Below are 16,704 nucleotides of genomic sequence, written 5' to 3'. Positions count from 1 at the left end.
GTTTTACGCCTTGAATTCGTCGTCTTGGACAGGTCGCTGTCGAGCGCCCTGCGAGAAAAAGCGCCGGTGGCTCGCCACCGGCATGCGCGCCCGGATGGACGCCTGTTCACTGTCGTCGCGCTCGGCCAGCAGCACGGCCTCGCCTTGATCCTGTTGCGCCAGCACACGCCCCCACGGGTCGACTATCGCGGCATGGCCAAAGGTTTCCCGGGGCCCCGGATGCAACCCACCCTGGGCGGCCGCCAGCACGTAGCACTGGGTTTCGATGGCCCGGGCGCGAATCAGTACGTCCCAATGCGCAGCGCCGGTCACCGCGGTAAACGCCGAAGGCGCGGTAATCAGCTCGGCCCCGGCCGCCCGCAACTCGCTGTAGAGCTCGGGGAAGCGCAAGTCGTAGCAGACCGTCAGGCCAACCCGGCCCACCGGTGTGTCGGCAACCACCACGTTGCCGCCATAAGCATAGTCATCGGATTCGCGGTAACGACCGCGATTGTCCGCCACGTCCACGTCGAACAGGTGCAGCTTGTCATAACGCGCGACGATCTCGCCCTGGTCGTCCACCAGCAACGAACATGCATGGGCCTTGGCCTCGGGCTGGCCCACCGGGGGCAACGGCAACGTGCCGGCCACAATCCATAACCTGAGGTCGCGCGCGACCTGTTTCAACCACGGCAGGATCGGACCCTGACCAAAGGCTTCGGCCCGCGCGATATCGGCAACGTCCCGCCGGCCCATGGCCGCGAAGTTTTCCGGCAGCACCGCGAGCCGTGCGCCACCCGCCGCGGCCTGCTCCAGCAACACCCGGGCACGGGCCAGGTTGGCAAGCACATCGCTCTGGCTGACCATTTGAATCACGGCGACTGGCATGGTGCCTCCTTATTTTTCTTATGCCTCATTGCCCCTGTGGGAGCGAGCTTGCTCGCGATAGCGGTGCATCAGTCACCTCTTCCTTTGCTGACCCGGCGCTATCGCGAGCAAGCTCGCTCCCACAAGGGGGCTTCGCATTTTCTGTCAAAACGGCTTGTCGAAAGTGATCTTCGGCTCTTTCCACGGCCCCTTGACGTCGTATCTTACGCTGGCAAAACGCGCGACGCGGTCGCCGATCAGCTTGTCGATCAGAAACAGCGCCCCACCCACCGCCGGTGCGCCGACGATCAACGCGGCGATCGGCAGGTTATTGGTGACGGGCAGGGTTACCAGCAGCTTGGCATCGACCCGGTCAGCCACCATGTCCAGCGTTCCGTTGAGTTCCAGGTTGCTCGAAGGTCCGGTCAGGGTAATCGGCTCACGAGTCACGTATACACCACTGCTCGCCACCAGCAGGCCCTTGACCCGATCGTAGCTCAGCCCCTTGCCGAACAGATCGGAGAAATCCAGGCGCAAGCGCCGGCCGATGGAGTTGAAGTTCAACAGGCCGAAAACCCGCAAGGCCTGCGCGCTGCCTTCGACTTCGACGAACTGACCCTTGTTGAGTGACGCATCGAGGCTGCCGGAGAAACGCTTGGTGGCGACCCATGCAGGCGAACCGGGCCAGCGTCCGTCGACGTCCAGATGGAATTCCTGGCTTGTCACGCTAGGCGCAAACCCCCAGCCCTTGAGCACATCGGCGAGGTTCTTGCCCTTGATCCGGCCCTTGTACCAACTGCTGGTGGAACCGGGCAGGCCCTCCCAGGCGCCATTGCCATGCAGGACCATGCCCTTGAGCCCCATGTCCAGATCATTCAGCGCGATGCCCTTGCCCGTCGGCCGGACTTTCAGCGACCAGGCACCAATGAGATCCGGCCCCTGGAACAACTGGTCGATGGCGATATCCATCGCCGGGATTTGGCTCGGATCGACCGAGGCCAGCGGGTCCGGGGCGTTTTCGTCGGCCTGGACCGTCGGGTCCGCGGCCGGCAGGCGCACATAGTCGAGCCGGATCCCGATCGGCGCGGCCTTCGCATCCGGCAGGTTGACGCTGCCCTTGGCCTGCTGGCTATCGAGCCGCAGGGCCCAGGCATCAGCCTTACGGTCCAACTGTACCGAGGCCTGGTCAAGCGTCGTGCCCATCGCGGTGAGCTTGCCAACCTTGAGATCGGCACTGCTGAGCACCTGCCGGGCACTGCCGCCCGGGTCCTTGCCGGCATATTTGCCCAACAGATCCTGCCAGGGGCTCACGTCCAGCTCCGACAATGTGCCGCGCAGCCGCAGCCCCTTGGCGCCAGGCAGAACCGCCTCGCCGGCGCCCAGCAGCAATTCGCCACGCCCGTCAGCGACTTTTCCGCTCGGCGCGGCGTAAGTGAAGCTGGCCAGGTCGCCATAATCGACCCAGTAGCGACGCTCCGCCCCTTGCAACGTCATACGGAACACCGTGTCGCGCCCGACATCCGCAGCCATGCCGAAGGGCGCCGGCAGATCCACCGCCACGCCCTTGAGATCGGAGCTGACCGACAATTGGCTGTCGGCACCGTTGAGCGTCACTTGCAACTGATAGGGAACCACGCCGGAGATGGGCAACGGCTGGGTCACGCTCAACCAGTCCGTAAGCTTCTTGACCTCGACCCGCCCGGACGCCACCACCCGTGTGTCGAGCGCACCGGCACGGCCCTCGGCAAAAATCTGCGCGCTTACCGGCCGGTCGAATGCCCGGGCCGCGATGTTCTTGCCACTGAGCCCCTTGTTGCTGTCGAAACGGAAGTCGCCCTTGAGCTGGGTCAGCTCCAGCGCCGGCTCACTGAGCTTGAGCCGGGCCTTGTCGGTACTGAAATCCACCAGGATCTTCGGCTGTTCACCTTTGGCCAGCGGGATATCCAGGTTCACCTTACCTTGCAGGTCGCCCTCGCCTTCCCAACCGGCGAAGGTCTCGGCCGTGCCGATGGGTGCGGTCTGGAGGATTTTCAGCCCGTCGCCCAATACCCCGGCAAAGCCGCCGTCCAACAACAGATGGACATTCTGCCCGGCCGGCGCATGGGGAATGGTTACCGCAACATCCTTGACCTGGGTGTCCAGCAGTTGCCCCTGGCTGGCATAGATACGTACGCCGCTGTCCTCGACAAAGACGTCGCCGCTGACCTTGCTGACCGAAGGCCAGCCCGGCTGGAACGCCAGCTCGGCGTCATGCACCTTGAAAAACAGGCTGATGCTGCGAGACGCGTCCTCGGCACCTTTGTTCAGCGAGCCCTGGTACTGGAAAAAACCCTCGTCCACCGCGCCCTTGACGATGGCGGTGCGCAACCATTCATCCAGCGCCGGACTGAGGACGGCCGGCAGGTACTTGGCGGTGTAGCGCCCGTCACCGTCCACCAGGCCGACCCGCAGGTCCATGTAGTCTTCCTGGCTGTGGTCGAAATGCAGGCGGATCAGGAAGTCGCCGGCAATCCGCCCTTCCTCTCCCAGCACCTTCAAGTACGGTGCGATCAGGGTGAACCCCTGCTTGTCGAGCTTCCAAGTCAGCCGGGCATTGGCCTGCAAGTATTGCCAGGGCTTGGCGAAAATCGGGTCCAGGTGCAGGGAAAAATCCTTGCTGTCCATGCGCAGCTCACCGCCGCCGAGGTCACCGCTGAGGCTGCCTGAGACGTTGCGCGCCGCCGGGGCGCCGCGATAGGCGTCAAACCCGACCGTGTCCAGATTGGTGGCGAAGCTGATTTTCTGATCACCGGTGTTCTGTGGCCGGTAATCCAGCAACACGTTGCGCAGGCCACCGGTCACCTTGAGCCGGTCGATCGCCGTGGCGACACCTTCGGGCAATGGCGCCAGGGCATTGAGCAACGGCGTGAGCGGCGTCAGGTCAAGGCGATCGGCCTGCACGTGCCAACGCTCCTCGACCTTCTCGGTGGCGCTGTTCTGTTGCAACTGCAGGCGTGTTTCCCAGCGCGTCTCACCCAGGTTCATCGCCAGCGAGTCGAAGGTCGCGGTGAACCCCTGGCTGCTGCGCTGGAAATATCCGTTGAGGGCCAGGTTGTGGATTTGCACGGGCCTGCGATCGGCATAGGCGCCCTGGATCTGTGGCGCGTTCAACCGCACGGCGGCACTTTGCACCGTGCCCTCTCCCCAACTGAGCCAGAATTCCCCACCGGCCTTGATCTCGGCAAAATTCCACTGCCGGGTCAGGCGTTTCGGCAGCCATTTCGACCAGTCGCTTTGCGGCAGGCTCAGGTAGGCGTCGGCCTCGCCATTTCGCCAATCGCTGGCGCGGATACGGGTGCGCAGGTTGAGCGCCACGGGCTGGCCGTCAGGCAGGGTAATACGTGCGTCCAGGCGCTGGCGAGCCGGACCGGTGCGCAAGCTCAGACCAACATAGGTCAGGCTCAGCGGCGGATGGTCCAGCGGTTGCAAGGTGACCTGACTGTCGAGCACCGACAGTTTTGAAATCATCTGCATGCGTTCAAGCAATTGCTGCGGATCGAGCGGCTGATCGTCCTTCACCGGCAGGCCTTCAAGGGACCATTTGCCGTCAGCGCCCTCTTTCAGGCTGACCTTCAGGCCGCTGACTTCCAGATGAGCGATGCGCACCTGGCGAGCCAGCAGGCTGTCCCACACCGCAGGCACGGCACGTACCTGATCCAGGTGCAAGGCGTTGGGCCCCTCGCCGACTACCACGTCGCGCGCCGCCAGGACGGGCGCCAGGGCGCTCCAACTGCCTTCGAGGCTACCAACGTGCACGGGAATGCCCAACGCTTCGCCGGCCCGGCTCTCGGCTTCACCGCGATACTCGGCCACCAGCGGGATCAACTCCCGGCCGAGGCTGACATACAGGGCCAGCAGTATCAGCAGCAGCGCACACAGGCCCAGCCCCCAGCGAGTCAGCGTCCCCATAAGGCGTGTCAGACGCTCCATGTCAGCGGGCTCCCCTGGCAAAGGCATTCATATTCGCGGCCCTGGCGCTGCGCGCGCCGCTTCAGAGCAACACCACGTCGTACTGTTCCTGGGAATACATGGTTTCCACCTGGAAGCGAATCGTGCGCCCGATAAAGGCCTCCAGTTCCGCGACGTTGCCGGACTCCTCATCCAGCAGGCGATCCACCACCTTCTGGTTCGCCAACACTCTATAGCCGGTGGCCTGGTAGGCGCGCGCCTCCCGGAGGATTTCCCGGAAGATTTCGTAACACACGGTTTCCGGAGTCTTCAGCTTGCCCCGGCCCTGGCAACTGCTGCACGGCTCGCACAGCACCTGCTCAAGGCTCTCGCGGGTGCGCTTGCGGGTCATCTGCACCAGGCCCAGTTCGGTAATGCCGATGATGTTGGTCTTGGCGTGGTCGCGTTCGAGCTGTTTTTCCAGGGTCCGCAGCACCTGGCGCTGGTGCTCTTCGTCTTCCATGTCGATGAAGTCGATGATGATGATCCCGCCCAGGTTACGCAGGCGCAGTTGCCGGGCGATGGCCGTGGCCGCTTCAAGATTGGTCTTGAAGATGGTTTCCTCAAGGTTGCGATGGCCGACGAATGCACCGGTATTGACGTCGATGGTGCTCATCGCCTCGGCCGGATCGACCACCAGGTAACCGCCGGATTTGAGCGGCACCTTGCGTTCAAGGGCTCGCTGGATTTCATCTTCGACGCCGTACAGATCGAAAATCGGCCGCTCGCCAGGGTAGTGCTCCAGGCGGTCGGCGATTTCCGGCATCAGCTCGGCGACGAATTGCGTGGTTTTCTGGAAGGTTTCCCGGGAATCGATACGGATTTTCTCGATCTTCGGGCTGACCAGGTCCCGCAGGGTCCGCAGCGCCAGGCCCAGGTCCTCGTAGATCACACTCGGCGTGGCGATGGTCTTGATCTGCTCGGCGATCTGGTCCCAGAGCCTGCGCAGGTAGCGGATATCCATGAGGATTTCATCGGCCCCGGCGCCCTCGGCGGCCGTGCGCAGGATGAAACCGCCGGCCTCCTTGATGCCTTCTTTCTCAACGCAGTCGCTGACAACCTTCTTCAGACGCTCGCGTTCGGCTTCGTCCTCGATCTTCAGGGAGATGCCAACGTGGGCGGTGCGCGGCATGTACACAAGATAGCGCGACGGAATCGACAACTGGGTGGTCAGGCGCGCGCCCTTCGAACCGATGGGGTCCTTGGTGACCTGCACCACCAGGCTCTGGCCTTCATGGACCAAGGCGCTGATGCTCTCTACCGCCGGCCCTTCGCGCATCGAAATTTCCGAGGCGTGGATGAACGCCGCGCGGTCCAGGCCGATATCGACGAAGGCCGCCTGCATGCCCGGCAGCACCCGTACCACCTTGCCCTTGTAGATATTGCCGACGATGCCGCGTTTTTGCGTACGCTCGACATGGACCTCTTGCAGGACGCCGTTTTCAACCACCGCCACGCGCGATTCCATCGGCGTGATGTTGATCAGGATCTCTTCACTCATGGCAGGGTCTCGTTCAGGCATATTCACGATTTATGGCCGCATCTGGTCAGACGGCGCTCAGCGCGCGCTCAAGGTTTGCCAACAGGGTATGCCGAAATGGCCGAGCAGTTCTGCGGTTTCGCATAGTGGCAGGCCGACCACGGCCGAATAACTGCCTTCGAGGTCGGCGATGAACACCGCGCCCAGCCCTTGGATACCATAGCCGCCCGCCTTGTCCCGGGGTTCGCCGCTGGCCCAATAGGCAATCGCTTCCTGCTCCGTGACCGGGCGAAAGCGCACCCGACTGCGAACCACCCGGGATTCGCAACGCTGGCCATCGAGCACGGCAATCGCGGTCAATACCTCATGGTCGCGACCGGACAGGCTCAGCAGCATCGACTTGGCATCGGCCTCGTCCTGAGGCTTGCCGAGAATCCGGCCATCCAGTACCACCGCGGTATCGGCACCCAGCACACAGCAATCGGTGCCGTTCTGCAACGAGTGCAGCCCGGCCTCGGCCTTGCCCCGCGCCAGGCGCTCGACATAGGCCGATGGGGTTTCGTGGTCGAGGGGAGTTTCGTCGATGTCCGCGCCGATCGCGGTAAAGGGAACGCCGATCTGCGTGAGCAATTCACGCCGACGCGGCGAGCCCGAGGCAAGGTAAAGCGGTTTCATCAAGACATCTCCCTTGTACGCGCCGGCTTTTGTGGCGAGGTAGCTTGCTCCCGCTCGGTTGTGCAGCAACCGTAAAAATGGGGCCGCTACGCAGCCCAGCGGGAGCAAGCTCCCTCGCCACTGGGATGTAGGTATTCAAAAAAGTCTAGAGATCCCGACCGCATCAGTTGATCTTGAAACGCAGGCGCAAGCCACGCAAACCGAAGCTGACCCAAGGCCAGAGCAACGCACTGACCAGGGCCGGCAACACCAGCGCCAGCGTCGGCTGACGATTGCCGGTCAGTGCGCTGAGCCACAATTGCACCAGTTGCGCCAGGCCAAAGATCACTAGGATCACCAGGCTCTGCTGCCACATGGGAAACATCCGCAGGCGCTGTTGCAGCGAGAGCACCAGGAAAGTGATCAAGGTCAGGATAAGCGCGTTCTGCCCCAGCAACGTGCCATAAAGCACATCTTCGGTCAGGCCCAGGCACCAGGCGGTGACCATGCCGACCTTGTGCGGCAAGGCCAGCGCCCAGAAGGCCAGCAGCAAGGCCAGCCACAACGGACGCAGGATCTCCATGAACTGCGGCAGCGGCGACACACTGAGCAACAGGCCGATGGCGAAGGTCAGCCAGACCATCCAGCCGTTACCGGATCGAGTACTGCTCATTCTTCTCGTGCTCCCCTGGTCGCCGGTGTAGCGGCGGGTGTCGAGGCCGGTGGCTTGGCCGCGGGCCGTGCAGGTTGGGATGTCGTCGCATGGGCGGCCGGCCGGGCGGGCGTCGCAGCGGGTGCGGCCGGCGGGGTGGTTGCCGTGACGGGCGCCGCCACTTGGGGTTTTGGCACCGTGGCCGGGACCGACGCGGGTGCAGGTGCGGGCGCAGGCGCAGCAGGCGCCGTCGACTCGCCACCCTGCCGATCCTGGACTTCCTGGGCCACGGCGGCGTCATTGGCGCGCTCTTCAGGCGTGCGGTTGTCGCTGAACACCAGCAGCAGGTAACGGCTACGGTTCAGCGCGGCCGTGGGCACCGCCCGGACAATGGCGAATGGCTGACCGGAATCGTGGATGACTTCCTTGACCGTCGCCACCGGATACCCCGCCGGGAATCGCTGGCCAAGACCCGAGCTGACCAGCAGGTCGCCTTCCTTGATGTCGGCGGTGTCGGCCACATGCCGCAGCTCCAGGCGCTCAGGATTACCGGCGCCGCTGGCAATCGCCCGCAAGCCGTTGCGATTGACCTGCACCGGAATGCTGTGGGTGGTATCGGTCAACAGCAGCACGCGGGAGGTATAGGGCATCAGCTCGACCACCTGCCCCATCAGGCCACGGGCATCGAGCACCGGCTGGCCGAGGACCACGCCGTCGCGCTCACCCTTGTTGATGATGATCCGGTGCGTGAAGGGATTGGGGTCCATGCCGATCAACTCGGCGACCTCGACCTTCTCATTGACCAGCGCCGAGGAGTTGAGCAACTCGCGCAGCCGCACGTTCTGCTCGGTGAGGGCCGCGAGCTTCTGCATGCGCCCCTGCAACAGCAGGTTTTCGGTCTTGAGTTTTTCGTTTTCGGCGACCAGTTCGGTGCGGCTGCCGAACTGGCTGGCCACACCCTGCCACAGCCGCTGCGGCAGGTCGGTGATCCAGTAGGACTCCATCAACACCAGCGACATCTGGCTGCGCACCGGCTTGAGCAGCGTGAAGCGGGCATCGACCACCATCAGCGCGACCGATAGCACGGCCAACACCAGCAGGCGTACGCCCAATGAGGGGCCTTTGGCAAAAAGCGGTTTAATAGGCCGCTCCTCCCAGGCAAATGTTGTCTTTATTCATACGGCATCAACCGGCCTGGATACGAATGACAGAAGATAAACGCCAACGGGCAGCACTGCAAAGTGCTGCCCGGAAGCGAACAACATAGACGATCCCGCCAGCTTATTCGCTGGAAAGCAGGTCCATGGTGTGCTTGTCCATCATTTCCAGCGCACGGCCACCGCCGCGGGCAACGCACGTCAGCGGGTCTTCGGCGACGATCACCGGCAGGCCGGTTTCCTGGGCCAGCAGCTTGTCGAGGTCACGCAGCAGCGCACCACCACCGGTCAGCACCAGGCCGCGCTCGGCGATGTCCGACGCCAGCTCCGGCGGCGACTGCTCCAGGGCGCTCTTGACCGCCTGCACGATAGTCGCCAGCGACTCTTGCAGCGCCTCGAGCACTTCGTTGGAGTTGAGGGTGAAGGCGCGAGGAACGCCTTCGGCCAGGTTACGGCCGCGCACGTCGACTTCACGCACTTCGCCGCCCGGGTAGGCGGTGCCGATTTCCTGCTTGATGCGCTCGGCGGTGGATTCGCCGATCAGGCTGCCGTAGTTGCGGCGCACGTAGGTGATGATCGCTTCGTCGAAACGGTCGCCGCCGACACGCACGGACTCGGCATAGACCACGCCATTCAGGGAGATCAAGGCGATTTCAGTGGTACCGCCACCGATATCGACGACCATCGAACCGCGGGCTTCTTCCACCGGCAGGCCGGCACCGATGGCAGCGGCCATCGGCTCTTCGATCAGGAATACTTCACGGGCACCGGCACCGAGGGCCGATTCGCGGATGGCGCGACGCTCCACCTGGGTGGATTTGCAGGGCACGCAGATCAGCACGCGAGGGCTGGGCTGCAGGAAACTGTTTTCGTGAACCTTGTTGATGAAATACTGCAGCATCTTTTCGCAGACGCTGAAGTCGGCGATCACGCCATCCTTCATCGGGCGAATGGCTGCAATGTTGCCCGGTGTGCGGCCCAGCATGCGCTTGGCTTCAGTACCGACAGCCACGACACTTTTCTGGTTACCGTGGGTGCGGATGGCCACGACCGAGGGTTCATTCAGGACGATACCGCGCTCGCGCACGTAAATAAGGGTGTTGGCAGTGCCCAGGTCGATGGAAAGATCGCTGGAAAACATGCCACGCAGTTTCTTGAACATGGGAAAGGGACCCTAGGCAACGCGTGGGTAAAAAAGTGCGGCAAACTCTAACAACGACAGGGATTTTGGGCAAGGCGCCAATATGTTAAATTGGCCGCTTTTCTGTGCACCAAACCCCGAGATCGCGGCCGTAGGGCCGTAGAAATGCGGTAGTGTTCCGACAATCTAACACACGGACAGACTGCGTCCGTTTTGTTTTCCACTGGAGAATCCCATGGCGCTTGAACGCTCCGACGTGGAAAAAATCGCTCATCTGGCCTGTCTGGGCCTCAATGAAGCCGATCTTCCACACATTACTTCTGCCCTGAACAGCATTCTAGGGCTGGTCGACGAGATGCAGGCGGTCGACACCGACGGTATCGAGCCGCTGGCCCACCCACTGGAAGCCAGCCAGCGCCTGCGCGCCGACGTCGTCACCGAGTCCGATAACCGCGAGGCCTACCAGGCCATCGCACCGGCGGTCGAAAACGGCCTGTACCTGGTTCCGAAAGTCATCGACTAAAGGGAAAGAGCCTCTCATGCATCACATGACCCTGGCCGAGATCGCCCGCGGACTCGCCGACAAGAAATTTTCCTCCGAAGAGCTGACCAAGGCCCTGCTGGCGCGCATTGCCCAGCTCGACCCGCAGCTCAACAGCTTCATCAGCCTCACCGAAGAACTGGCCCTGAGCCAGGCCAAGGCCGCCGACGCCCGTCGCGCCAACGGTGAGAGCGGCGCCCTGCTCGGCGCGCCGATCGCCCACAAGGACCTGTTCTGCACCAAGGGCATCCGCACCAGTTGCGGCTCGAAGATGCTCGACAACTTCAAGGCCCCGTACGACGCCACCGTGGTCGCCAAGCTGGCCGCCGCTGGCGCCGTGACGCTGGGCAAGACCAACATGGACGAATTCGCCATGGGTTCGGCCAACGAATCCAGCTACTACGGCGCGGTGAAAAACCCCTGGAACCTGGAACACGTACCGGGCGGTTCGTCCGGTGGTTCCGCTGCCGCCGTGGCTGCGCGCCTGTTGCCGGCGGCCACCGCCACCGACACCGGCGGCTCGATTCGCCAGCCGGCGGCGTTCACCAACCTCACCGGCCTCAAGCCGACCTACGGCCGCGTCTCGCGCTGGGGCATGATCGCCTACGCCTCCAGCCTCGACCAGGGTGGCCCGCTGGCACGCACCGCCGAAGACTGCGCAATCCTGCTGCAAGGCATGGCCGGGTTCGACCCGAACGATTCCACCAGCATCGATGAACCGGTGCCGGACTACAGCGCCAGCCTCAACGGCTCGCTGCAAGGCCTGCGGATCGGCGTGCCGAAGGAATACTTCGGTGCCGGCCTCGATCCGCGCATCGCCGAACTGGTTCACAACAGCGTCAAGGCGCTGGAAAAGCTCGGCGCGGTGATCAAGGAAATCAGCCTGCCGAACATGCAGCACGCGATTCCGGCGTATTACGTGATCGCCCCGGCGGAAGCCTCCTCGAACCTGTCGCGCTTCGACGGCGTGCGCTTCGGCTATCGCTGCGAAAACCCGCAGAACCTGGTCGACCTGTACAAGCGTTCCCGTGGCGAAGGCTTCGGCGCCGAAGTGCAGCGCCGGATCATGGTCGGCGCCTACGCGTTGTCCGCCGGCTACTACGACGCCTACTACCTCAAGGCGCAGAAAATCCGCCGCCTGGTGAAAAACGACTTCATGGCCGCCTTCAACGAGGTCGACATCATCCTCGGCCCGACCACGCCGAACCCGGCCTGGAAGCTCGGCGCCAAGAACAGCGACCCGGTCGCCGAGTACCTGGAAGACGTCTACACCATCACCGCCAACCTCGCCGGCTTGCCGGGCCTGTCCATGCCGGCCGGCTTCGTCGATGGCCTGCCGGTGGGCGTGCAGCTGCTCGCGCCGTATTTCCAGGAAGGCCGCCTGCTCAACGTGGCGCACCAGTATCAGTTGAACAGCGACTGGCACACCCGCACCCCAACCGGCTTCTGAGGAGAAACACATGCAATGGGAAGTCGTGATCGGGCTGGAGATTCATACCCAGCTCACCACCCGATCGAAAATCTTTTCCGGTAGCTCGACCACGTTCGGTTCCGAGCCCAACACCCAGGCCAGCCTGGTAGACCTGGGCATGCCCGGCGTATTGCCGGTGCTCAACGCCGAAGCGGTGCGCATGGCGGTGATGTTCGGCCTGGCGATCGACGCCGAGATCGGCCAGCACAACGTGTTCGCCCGCAAGAACTACTTCTACCCGGACCTGCCCAAGGGCTACCAGATCAGCCAGATGGAACTGCCGATCGTCGGCAAGGGCCACCTGGACATCGCCCTGGAAGACGGCACGGTCAAGCGCGTCGGCATCACCCGTGCGCACCTGGAAGAAGACGCCGGCAAGAGCCTGCACGAAGAATTCAACGGCGCCACCGGCATCGACCTGAACCGTGCCGGCACGCCGCTGCTGGAAATCGTCTCCGAGCCGGACATGCGCAGCGCCAAGGAAGCCGTGGCCTACGTCAAGGCGATCCACGCATTGGTGCGCTACCTGGGCATCTGCGACGGCAACATGGCCGAAGGCTCGCTGCGCTGCGACTGCAACGTGTCGATCCGGCCCAAGGGCCAGACCGAGTTCGGCACCCGCTGCGAGATCAAGAACGTCAACTCGTTCCGCTTCATCGAGAAGGCGATCAACAGCGAGATCCAGCGCCAGATCGAACTGATCGAGGACGGCGGCAAGGTCATCCAGCAGACGCGCCTGTACGATCCGAACAAGGACGAGACCCGTCCGATGCGCAGCAAGGAGGAAGCCAACGACTACCGTTACTTCCCCGATCCGGACCTGCTGCCGGTGGTCATCGAGAACTCCTTCCTCGACGAAGTGCGCGCCACCCTGCCGGAACTGCCGCCGCAAAAGCGCGAGCGCTTCCAGGCGCAGTTCGGGCTGTCGAGCTATGACGCGAACGTCCTGGCCACCAGCCGCGAACAGGCCGATTACTTCGAGAAAGTCGTGAGCATCGGCGGCGACGCCAAGCTGGCGGCCAACTGGGTGATGGTCGAACTGGGCAGCCTGTTGAACAAGCAGGGCCTGGAAATCGACGAGTCGCCGGTCTCGGCCGAGCAACTGGGCAGCATGCTGTTGCGGATCAAGGACAACACCATTTCCGGCAAGATCGCCAAGATGGTCTTCGAAGCCATGGCCAATGGCGAAGGCAGCGCCGACGAGATCATCGAGAAGCGCGGCTTGAAACAGGTCACCGACACCGGTGCGATCAGCGCCGTGCTTGATGAAATGCTCGCGGCCAATGCCGAGCAGGTCGAACAGTACCGCGCGGCGGACGAAGCCAAGCGCGGCAAGATGTTCGGCTTCTTCGTCGGCCAGGCCATGAAAGCCTCCAAGGGCAAGGCCAACCCGCAACAGGTCAACGAACTGCTAAAAAGCAAGCTCGAGGGCTGATGGCCATGGAGCCAGTCTTCCAATCTGGCTCACCCCCCTGTGGCGAGGGAGCTTGCTCCCGCTGGGTCGCGAAGCGGCCCCCAACAATCTGCTGCCAGATTCAGGGGGCTGCTGCGCAGCCCAGCGGGAGCAAGCTCCCTCGCCACAACAACTTTCACAACCACACTGATGTGGAACCCCCCTACATGAAGCGTCTCCTCGGCGCCTGCGCGCTGCTGTCCCTGCTGGCCGGCTGTGCCAGCCAGAGCGGGACGGTCGATCCAAACGGCTACGACCAGACCGGCGTCGCCTCCTATTACGGTTCCCGGCACCACGGCAAACGCACCGCCAGCGGCGAACGTTTTGACCAGCACGGCCTGACCGCCGCTCATCGCCAGTTGCCGTTCGGCACCCGGGTGAAAATCACCAACCTGAAAAACAACGACAGCGTCGTGGTCCGCATCAACGACCGTGGTCCGTATTCACGCGGCCGACTGATCGATGTATCGCGCGCCGCTGCCGAACAGTTGGGCATGCTGCGTAGCGGTACCGCGCGGGTGCGCGTACAAGCCCTCGACGACTGACAGACGGAGTCCGGCCATTTCCCTGATCAACGCTTTATCCCTGCTCAGCCTGATCGAATTGCTCGGCGCCTTGCTGTTGCTGATCGCCGGCGCCGAGCTGCTGGTGCGTGCCGCTGTCGGCCTGGCGGCGCGCTTGCAGGTGCGTCCGCTGATCATCGGCCTGACCGTCGTCGCCTTCGGCAGCAGCGCGCCACAGATGGCCGTCAGCCTGCAGGCGACCCTGGCGCAAAACGCCGACATCGCCGTGGGCAGCGTCATCGGCAGCACGATTTTCAACCTCCTCGTGACTCTGGGCCTGTCGGCGCTGATCATTCCGTTGCGCGTCTCGCGACAACTGGTGCGCCTGGACATCCCGCTGATGATCGGCGCGTGCCTGCTGGTTTTCGTACTGGCCTGGAACGAAGAGCTGAGCCGACTGGACGGAGCGCTGCTGCTGATAGCCCTGGCGGTGTACCTGGCGCTGCTGCTGCGCCAGTCCCGGCATTCGGGACGACCGCATCCGCTGGGCGAAGTGGTCGACATGGCCTGGCCCAAAAGCCTGGTGATGATCGCGTCGGGCCTGGCCATGCTGGTTTTCGCCGGGCACCTGTTACTGGGCGCCGCAGTGGAAGTGGCGACGGACCTGGGACTGTCGGAGCGCATCATCGGCCTGACCATCGTCGCCGTCAGCACCTCGCTGCCGGAACTCGCCACCTCACTGATCGCCGCACTGCGCGGCCAGCGGGACATTGCGGTAGGCAACGTGATCGGCAGCAACCTGTTCAACCTGCTGGGCGTACTCGGCGTGACCGCCCTCGCCGCCCCTTCGCCGCTCTCGGTCTCGCCCAATGCCCTGGACTTCGACCTGCCGGTAATGCTCGGCGTGGCGGTGCTGTGCCTGCCGGTATTCTATTCCGGCTACCGCGTCACCCGCGCCGAAGGGCTGCTGTTGCTGGGCTTGTACCTGGCCTACGGGCTGCACGTGGTGTCGTTCACCACCGGCATGCCCCTGGCCGGCCAACTGGAACGGCTGATGCTGTTCTACGTGCTGCCGGCGCTGCTGGCGTTCTTGCTGTTCACTTCCGTGCGCGCCTGGCGCCGCCAACACCACAAGAGGGATTTGCCATGACCAACACCCCGAAGACCGGCCTCGACATGCGTCGCCAGGTGATGGGCGACGCCTTCGTCGATCGCGCCCTGGGCAACGCCACCGAATTTACCCAGCCACTGCAGGATTTCGTCAACGAGCACGCCTGGGGCAGCGTCTGGAGCCGCGAAGGCCTGCCGCTGAAAACCCGCAGCCTGATCACCCTCGCCGCCCTCACCGCCCTCAAATGCCCGCAGGAACTCAAAGGCCACGTGCGCGGCGCCTTGAACAACGGCTGCACGGTAGAGGAGATTCGTGAGGCACTCCTGCATTGCGCGGTGTACGCGGGCGTGCCGGCGGCGATCGATGCGTTTCGGGCGGCGCAGGAAGTGATTGATAGTTACCAGAAGCCTGAGTGACCGTTAGATCGCTATCGTCGGATCGCCGCCCGGAGCAAGCTCGCTCCCACAAGGGCCAGAGGGTATCGCAGTCACCTGTGGGAGCGAGCCTGCTCGCGAATGGATCGAAAGGGCGCTGCAAATCCGAGGCTTAGATCCACCCACCCCACTGCAGCACAAAAATCCCCACGTTGGTGGTAATCGCCGCCATCAGCGTAGTGATGACGATGATTGCCGCCGCCAACTCATGGTTGCCATTTGCGGCGCGGGCCATGACGAAGCTGGCGGCGGCGGTGGGGCTGCCGAAGTACAGGAACAGGATCCCCAACTCGGCGCCGCGAAAGCCCCACAGCCAGGCGCCCAACGTAGTCACCAGGGGCAGGCCGACCATTTTCACCAGGCTCGAACTCAGGGCCATCTTGCCGCTCTTGCGCAAGGCCGCCAGCGACAGTGTGCCGCCGATGCAGATCAACGCCAGGGGCAAGGTCATTTGCGACAAGTACCTGGCCGAGGTCTCGAACCAGTTCGGCAGGCCGATTTGCCAATAGGCGAACGGCGCGGCGGCGAGCACGCTGATGATCAGCGGGTTGCTGATCACGCTTTTGCAGATGCTCCATGGGTCGGACTTGATCACCGGGCTGTAGACCGCCAACACGATGGTCGACAAGGTGTTGTAGAACAGGATCACCAGCGCCGCGAGAATCGCGCCCAGGGAAATCCCGTAGTCACCGTACATGCTTGCCGCCAGCGCCAGGCCGATTACCCCGTTGTTGCCACGAAACGCGCCCTGAGTGTAGATACCGCGATCTTCACGCGGGCAACGCCAGATCGCCCAGCCCCAGGCCATGGCAAAACTCGCCAGGGTGGCGATCGAGAAATAGATCAGCAGGTCCGGCTGCAACGCCGCATGCAGATCGGCATGCAGAATGCCGAGGAACAACAGCGCCGGCATGGTGACGTTGAACACCAGCGACGAGGCGATGTAGATGAAGTTGTCGTTGATCCAATTGATACGCTTGAGCAGCGTCCCCAGAAACAGCATGGCAAACACCGGCGCGGTGATGTTCAGGGTTTCGAGGAAAATTGCCAGCATGCCGGGGGACCTTGAGAAGGAGTGTCGTTAGGTGGCTAATGATAGCCACTCACGGCGTTGGCGTCTGGTGAAGCCTCTTCGCGAGCAGGCTCGCTCCCACCTTTATTCCGCGATGAACACAAAATCCAAATGCACCACCTACCCCTGTGGGAGCGAGCTTGCTCGCGAAGAGGCCGGCACATCCAGCATCAATGCAAGCTGACCCACCGCCTTCGCGGGC

14 protein-coding genes are annotated in these 16,704 nt (G+C 63.4%); 6 read left to right on the top strand and 8 right to left on the bottom strand.

Translation table 11 applies throughout. The annotated features are described in order from the left end of the window. Positions 1 to 3: 3 nt before the first annotated feature. The 7 genes from J3P86_RS04090 to mreB form a co-directional block, all read right to left on the bottom strand. Complete coding sequence (locus tag J3P86_RS04090; protein WP_434626116.1) at positions 4 to 867, bottom strand: carbon-nitrogen hydrolase family protein; 864 nt, start codon at positions 865 to 867, stop codon at positions 4 to 6. 144 nt (positions 868 to 1,011) lie between these two features. Further along, positions 1,012 to 4,815: a YhdP family protein gene (locus tag J3P86_RS04085; protein WP_434699506.1), complete on the bottom strand. Its 3,804-nt coding sequence runs from the start codon at positions 4,813 to 4,815 to the stop codon at positions 1,012 to 1,014. A gap of 61 nt (positions 4,816 to 4,876) precedes the next feature. Further along, on the bottom strand, positions 4,877 to 6,334 hold the full coding sequence (rng, locus tag J3P86_RS04080) for a ribonuclease G (protein ID WP_305496813.1): 1,458 nt from the start codon (positions 6,332 to 6,334) through the stop codon (positions 4,877 to 4,879). Positions 6,335 to 6,391: 57 nt separating this feature from the next. Then, positions 6,392 to 6,988, bottom strand: coding sequence for a Maf family protein (locus J3P86_RS04075; protein ID WP_434626122.1), 597 nt, complete (start codon positions 6,986 to 6,988; stop codon positions 6,392 to 6,394). Positions 6,989 to 7,151: 163 nt separating this feature from the next. Further along, positions 7,152 to 7,640, bottom strand: a complete 489-nt coding sequence (gene mreD / locus J3P86_RS04070) for a rod shape-determining protein MreD (RefSeq protein WP_305496816.1) — start codon at positions 7,638 to 7,640, stop codon at positions 7,152 to 7,154. Continuing rightward, positions 7,637 to 8,731: a rod shape-determining protein MreC gene (gene mreC, locus J3P86_RS04065; RefSeq protein ID WP_434699505.1), complete on the bottom strand. Its 1,095-nt coding sequence runs from the start codon at positions 8,729 to 8,731 to the stop codon at positions 7,637 to 7,639. Before mreC ends, mreD begins: the two co-directional genes overlap by 4 nt. A 169-nt stretch (positions 8,732 to 8,900) precedes the next feature. Beyond that, on the bottom strand, positions 8,901 to 9,938 hold the full coding sequence (gene mreB, locus J3P86_RS04060; protein ID WP_002555108.1) for a rod shape-determining protein MreB: 1,038 nt from the start codon (positions 9,936 to 9,938) through the stop codon (positions 8,901 to 8,903). A 214-nt stretch (positions 9,939 to 10,152) separates the two neighbouring features. On the opposite strand from mreB, the gene gatC reads away from it, so the two are divergent. The 6 genes from gatC (at position 10,153) to J3P86_RS04030 (ending at position 15,412) form a co-directional block, all read left to right on the top strand. Further along, complete coding sequence (gene gatC, locus J3P86_RS04055; RefSeq protein WP_434626124.1) at positions 10,153 to 10,440, top strand: Asp-tRNA(Asn)/Glu-tRNA(Gln) amidotransferase subunit GatC; 288 nt, start codon at positions 10,153 to 10,155, stop codon at positions 10,438 to 10,440. 16 nt (positions 10,441 to 10,456) lie between these two features. Next, positions 10,457 to 11,908: an Asp-tRNA(Asn)/Glu-tRNA(Gln) amidotransferase subunit GatA gene (gene gatA / locus J3P86_RS04050; protein ID WP_434699504.1), complete on the top strand. Its 1,452-nt coding sequence runs from the start codon at positions 10,457 to 10,459 to the stop codon at positions 11,906 to 11,908. 10 nt (positions 11,909 to 11,918) lie between these two features. Beyond that, positions 11,919 to 13,364, top strand: coding sequence for an Asp-tRNA(Asn)/Glu-tRNA(Gln) amidotransferase subunit GatB (gene gatB / locus J3P86_RS04045; protein ID WP_434569815.1), 1,446 nt, complete (start codon positions 11,919 to 11,921; stop codon positions 13,362 to 13,364). A 185-nt stretch (positions 13,365 to 13,549) separates the two neighbouring features. Beyond that, a complete protein-coding gene (locus J3P86_RS04040) occupies positions 13,550 to 13,927 on the top strand; it encodes a septal ring lytic transglycosylase RlpA family protein (protein ID WP_434626129.1) in 378 nt (125 codons plus the stop codon). 49 nt (positions 13,928 to 13,976) lie between these two features. Next, positions 13,977 to 15,035, top strand: a complete 1,059-nt coding sequence (locus J3P86_RS04035) for a calcium/sodium antiporter (RefSeq protein WP_434604992.1) — start codon at positions 13,977 to 13,979, stop codon at positions 15,033 to 15,035. Further along, complete coding sequence (locus J3P86_RS04030; RefSeq protein WP_434626131.1) at positions 15,032 to 15,412, top strand: carboxymuconolactone decarboxylase family protein; 381 nt, start codon at positions 15,032 to 15,034, stop codon at positions 15,410 to 15,412. Before J3P86_RS04035 ends, J3P86_RS04030 begins: the two co-directional genes overlap by 4 nt. A 130-nt stretch (positions 15,413 to 15,542) precedes the next feature. Here J3P86_RS04030 and J3P86_RS04025 read toward each other — a convergent pair whose 3' ends face one another. Beyond that, positions 15,543 to 16,484: an AEC family transporter gene (locus tag J3P86_RS04025; RefSeq protein ID WP_305496830.1), complete on the bottom strand. Its 942-nt coding sequence runs from the start codon at positions 16,482 to 16,484 to the stop codon at positions 15,543 to 15,545. Positions 16,485 to 16,704 lie beyond the last annotated feature (220 nt).

Source organism: Pseudomonas sp. D1-1 (assembly GCF_051132225.1).
Taxonomy (GTDB): domain Bacteria; phylum Pseudomonadota; class Gammaproteobacteria; order Pseudomonadales; family Pseudomonadaceae; genus Aquipseudomonas.
The sequence above is the reverse complement of the archived record's forward strand: the minus strand, read 5'-3'. Positions and strand labels throughout refer to the sequence as shown.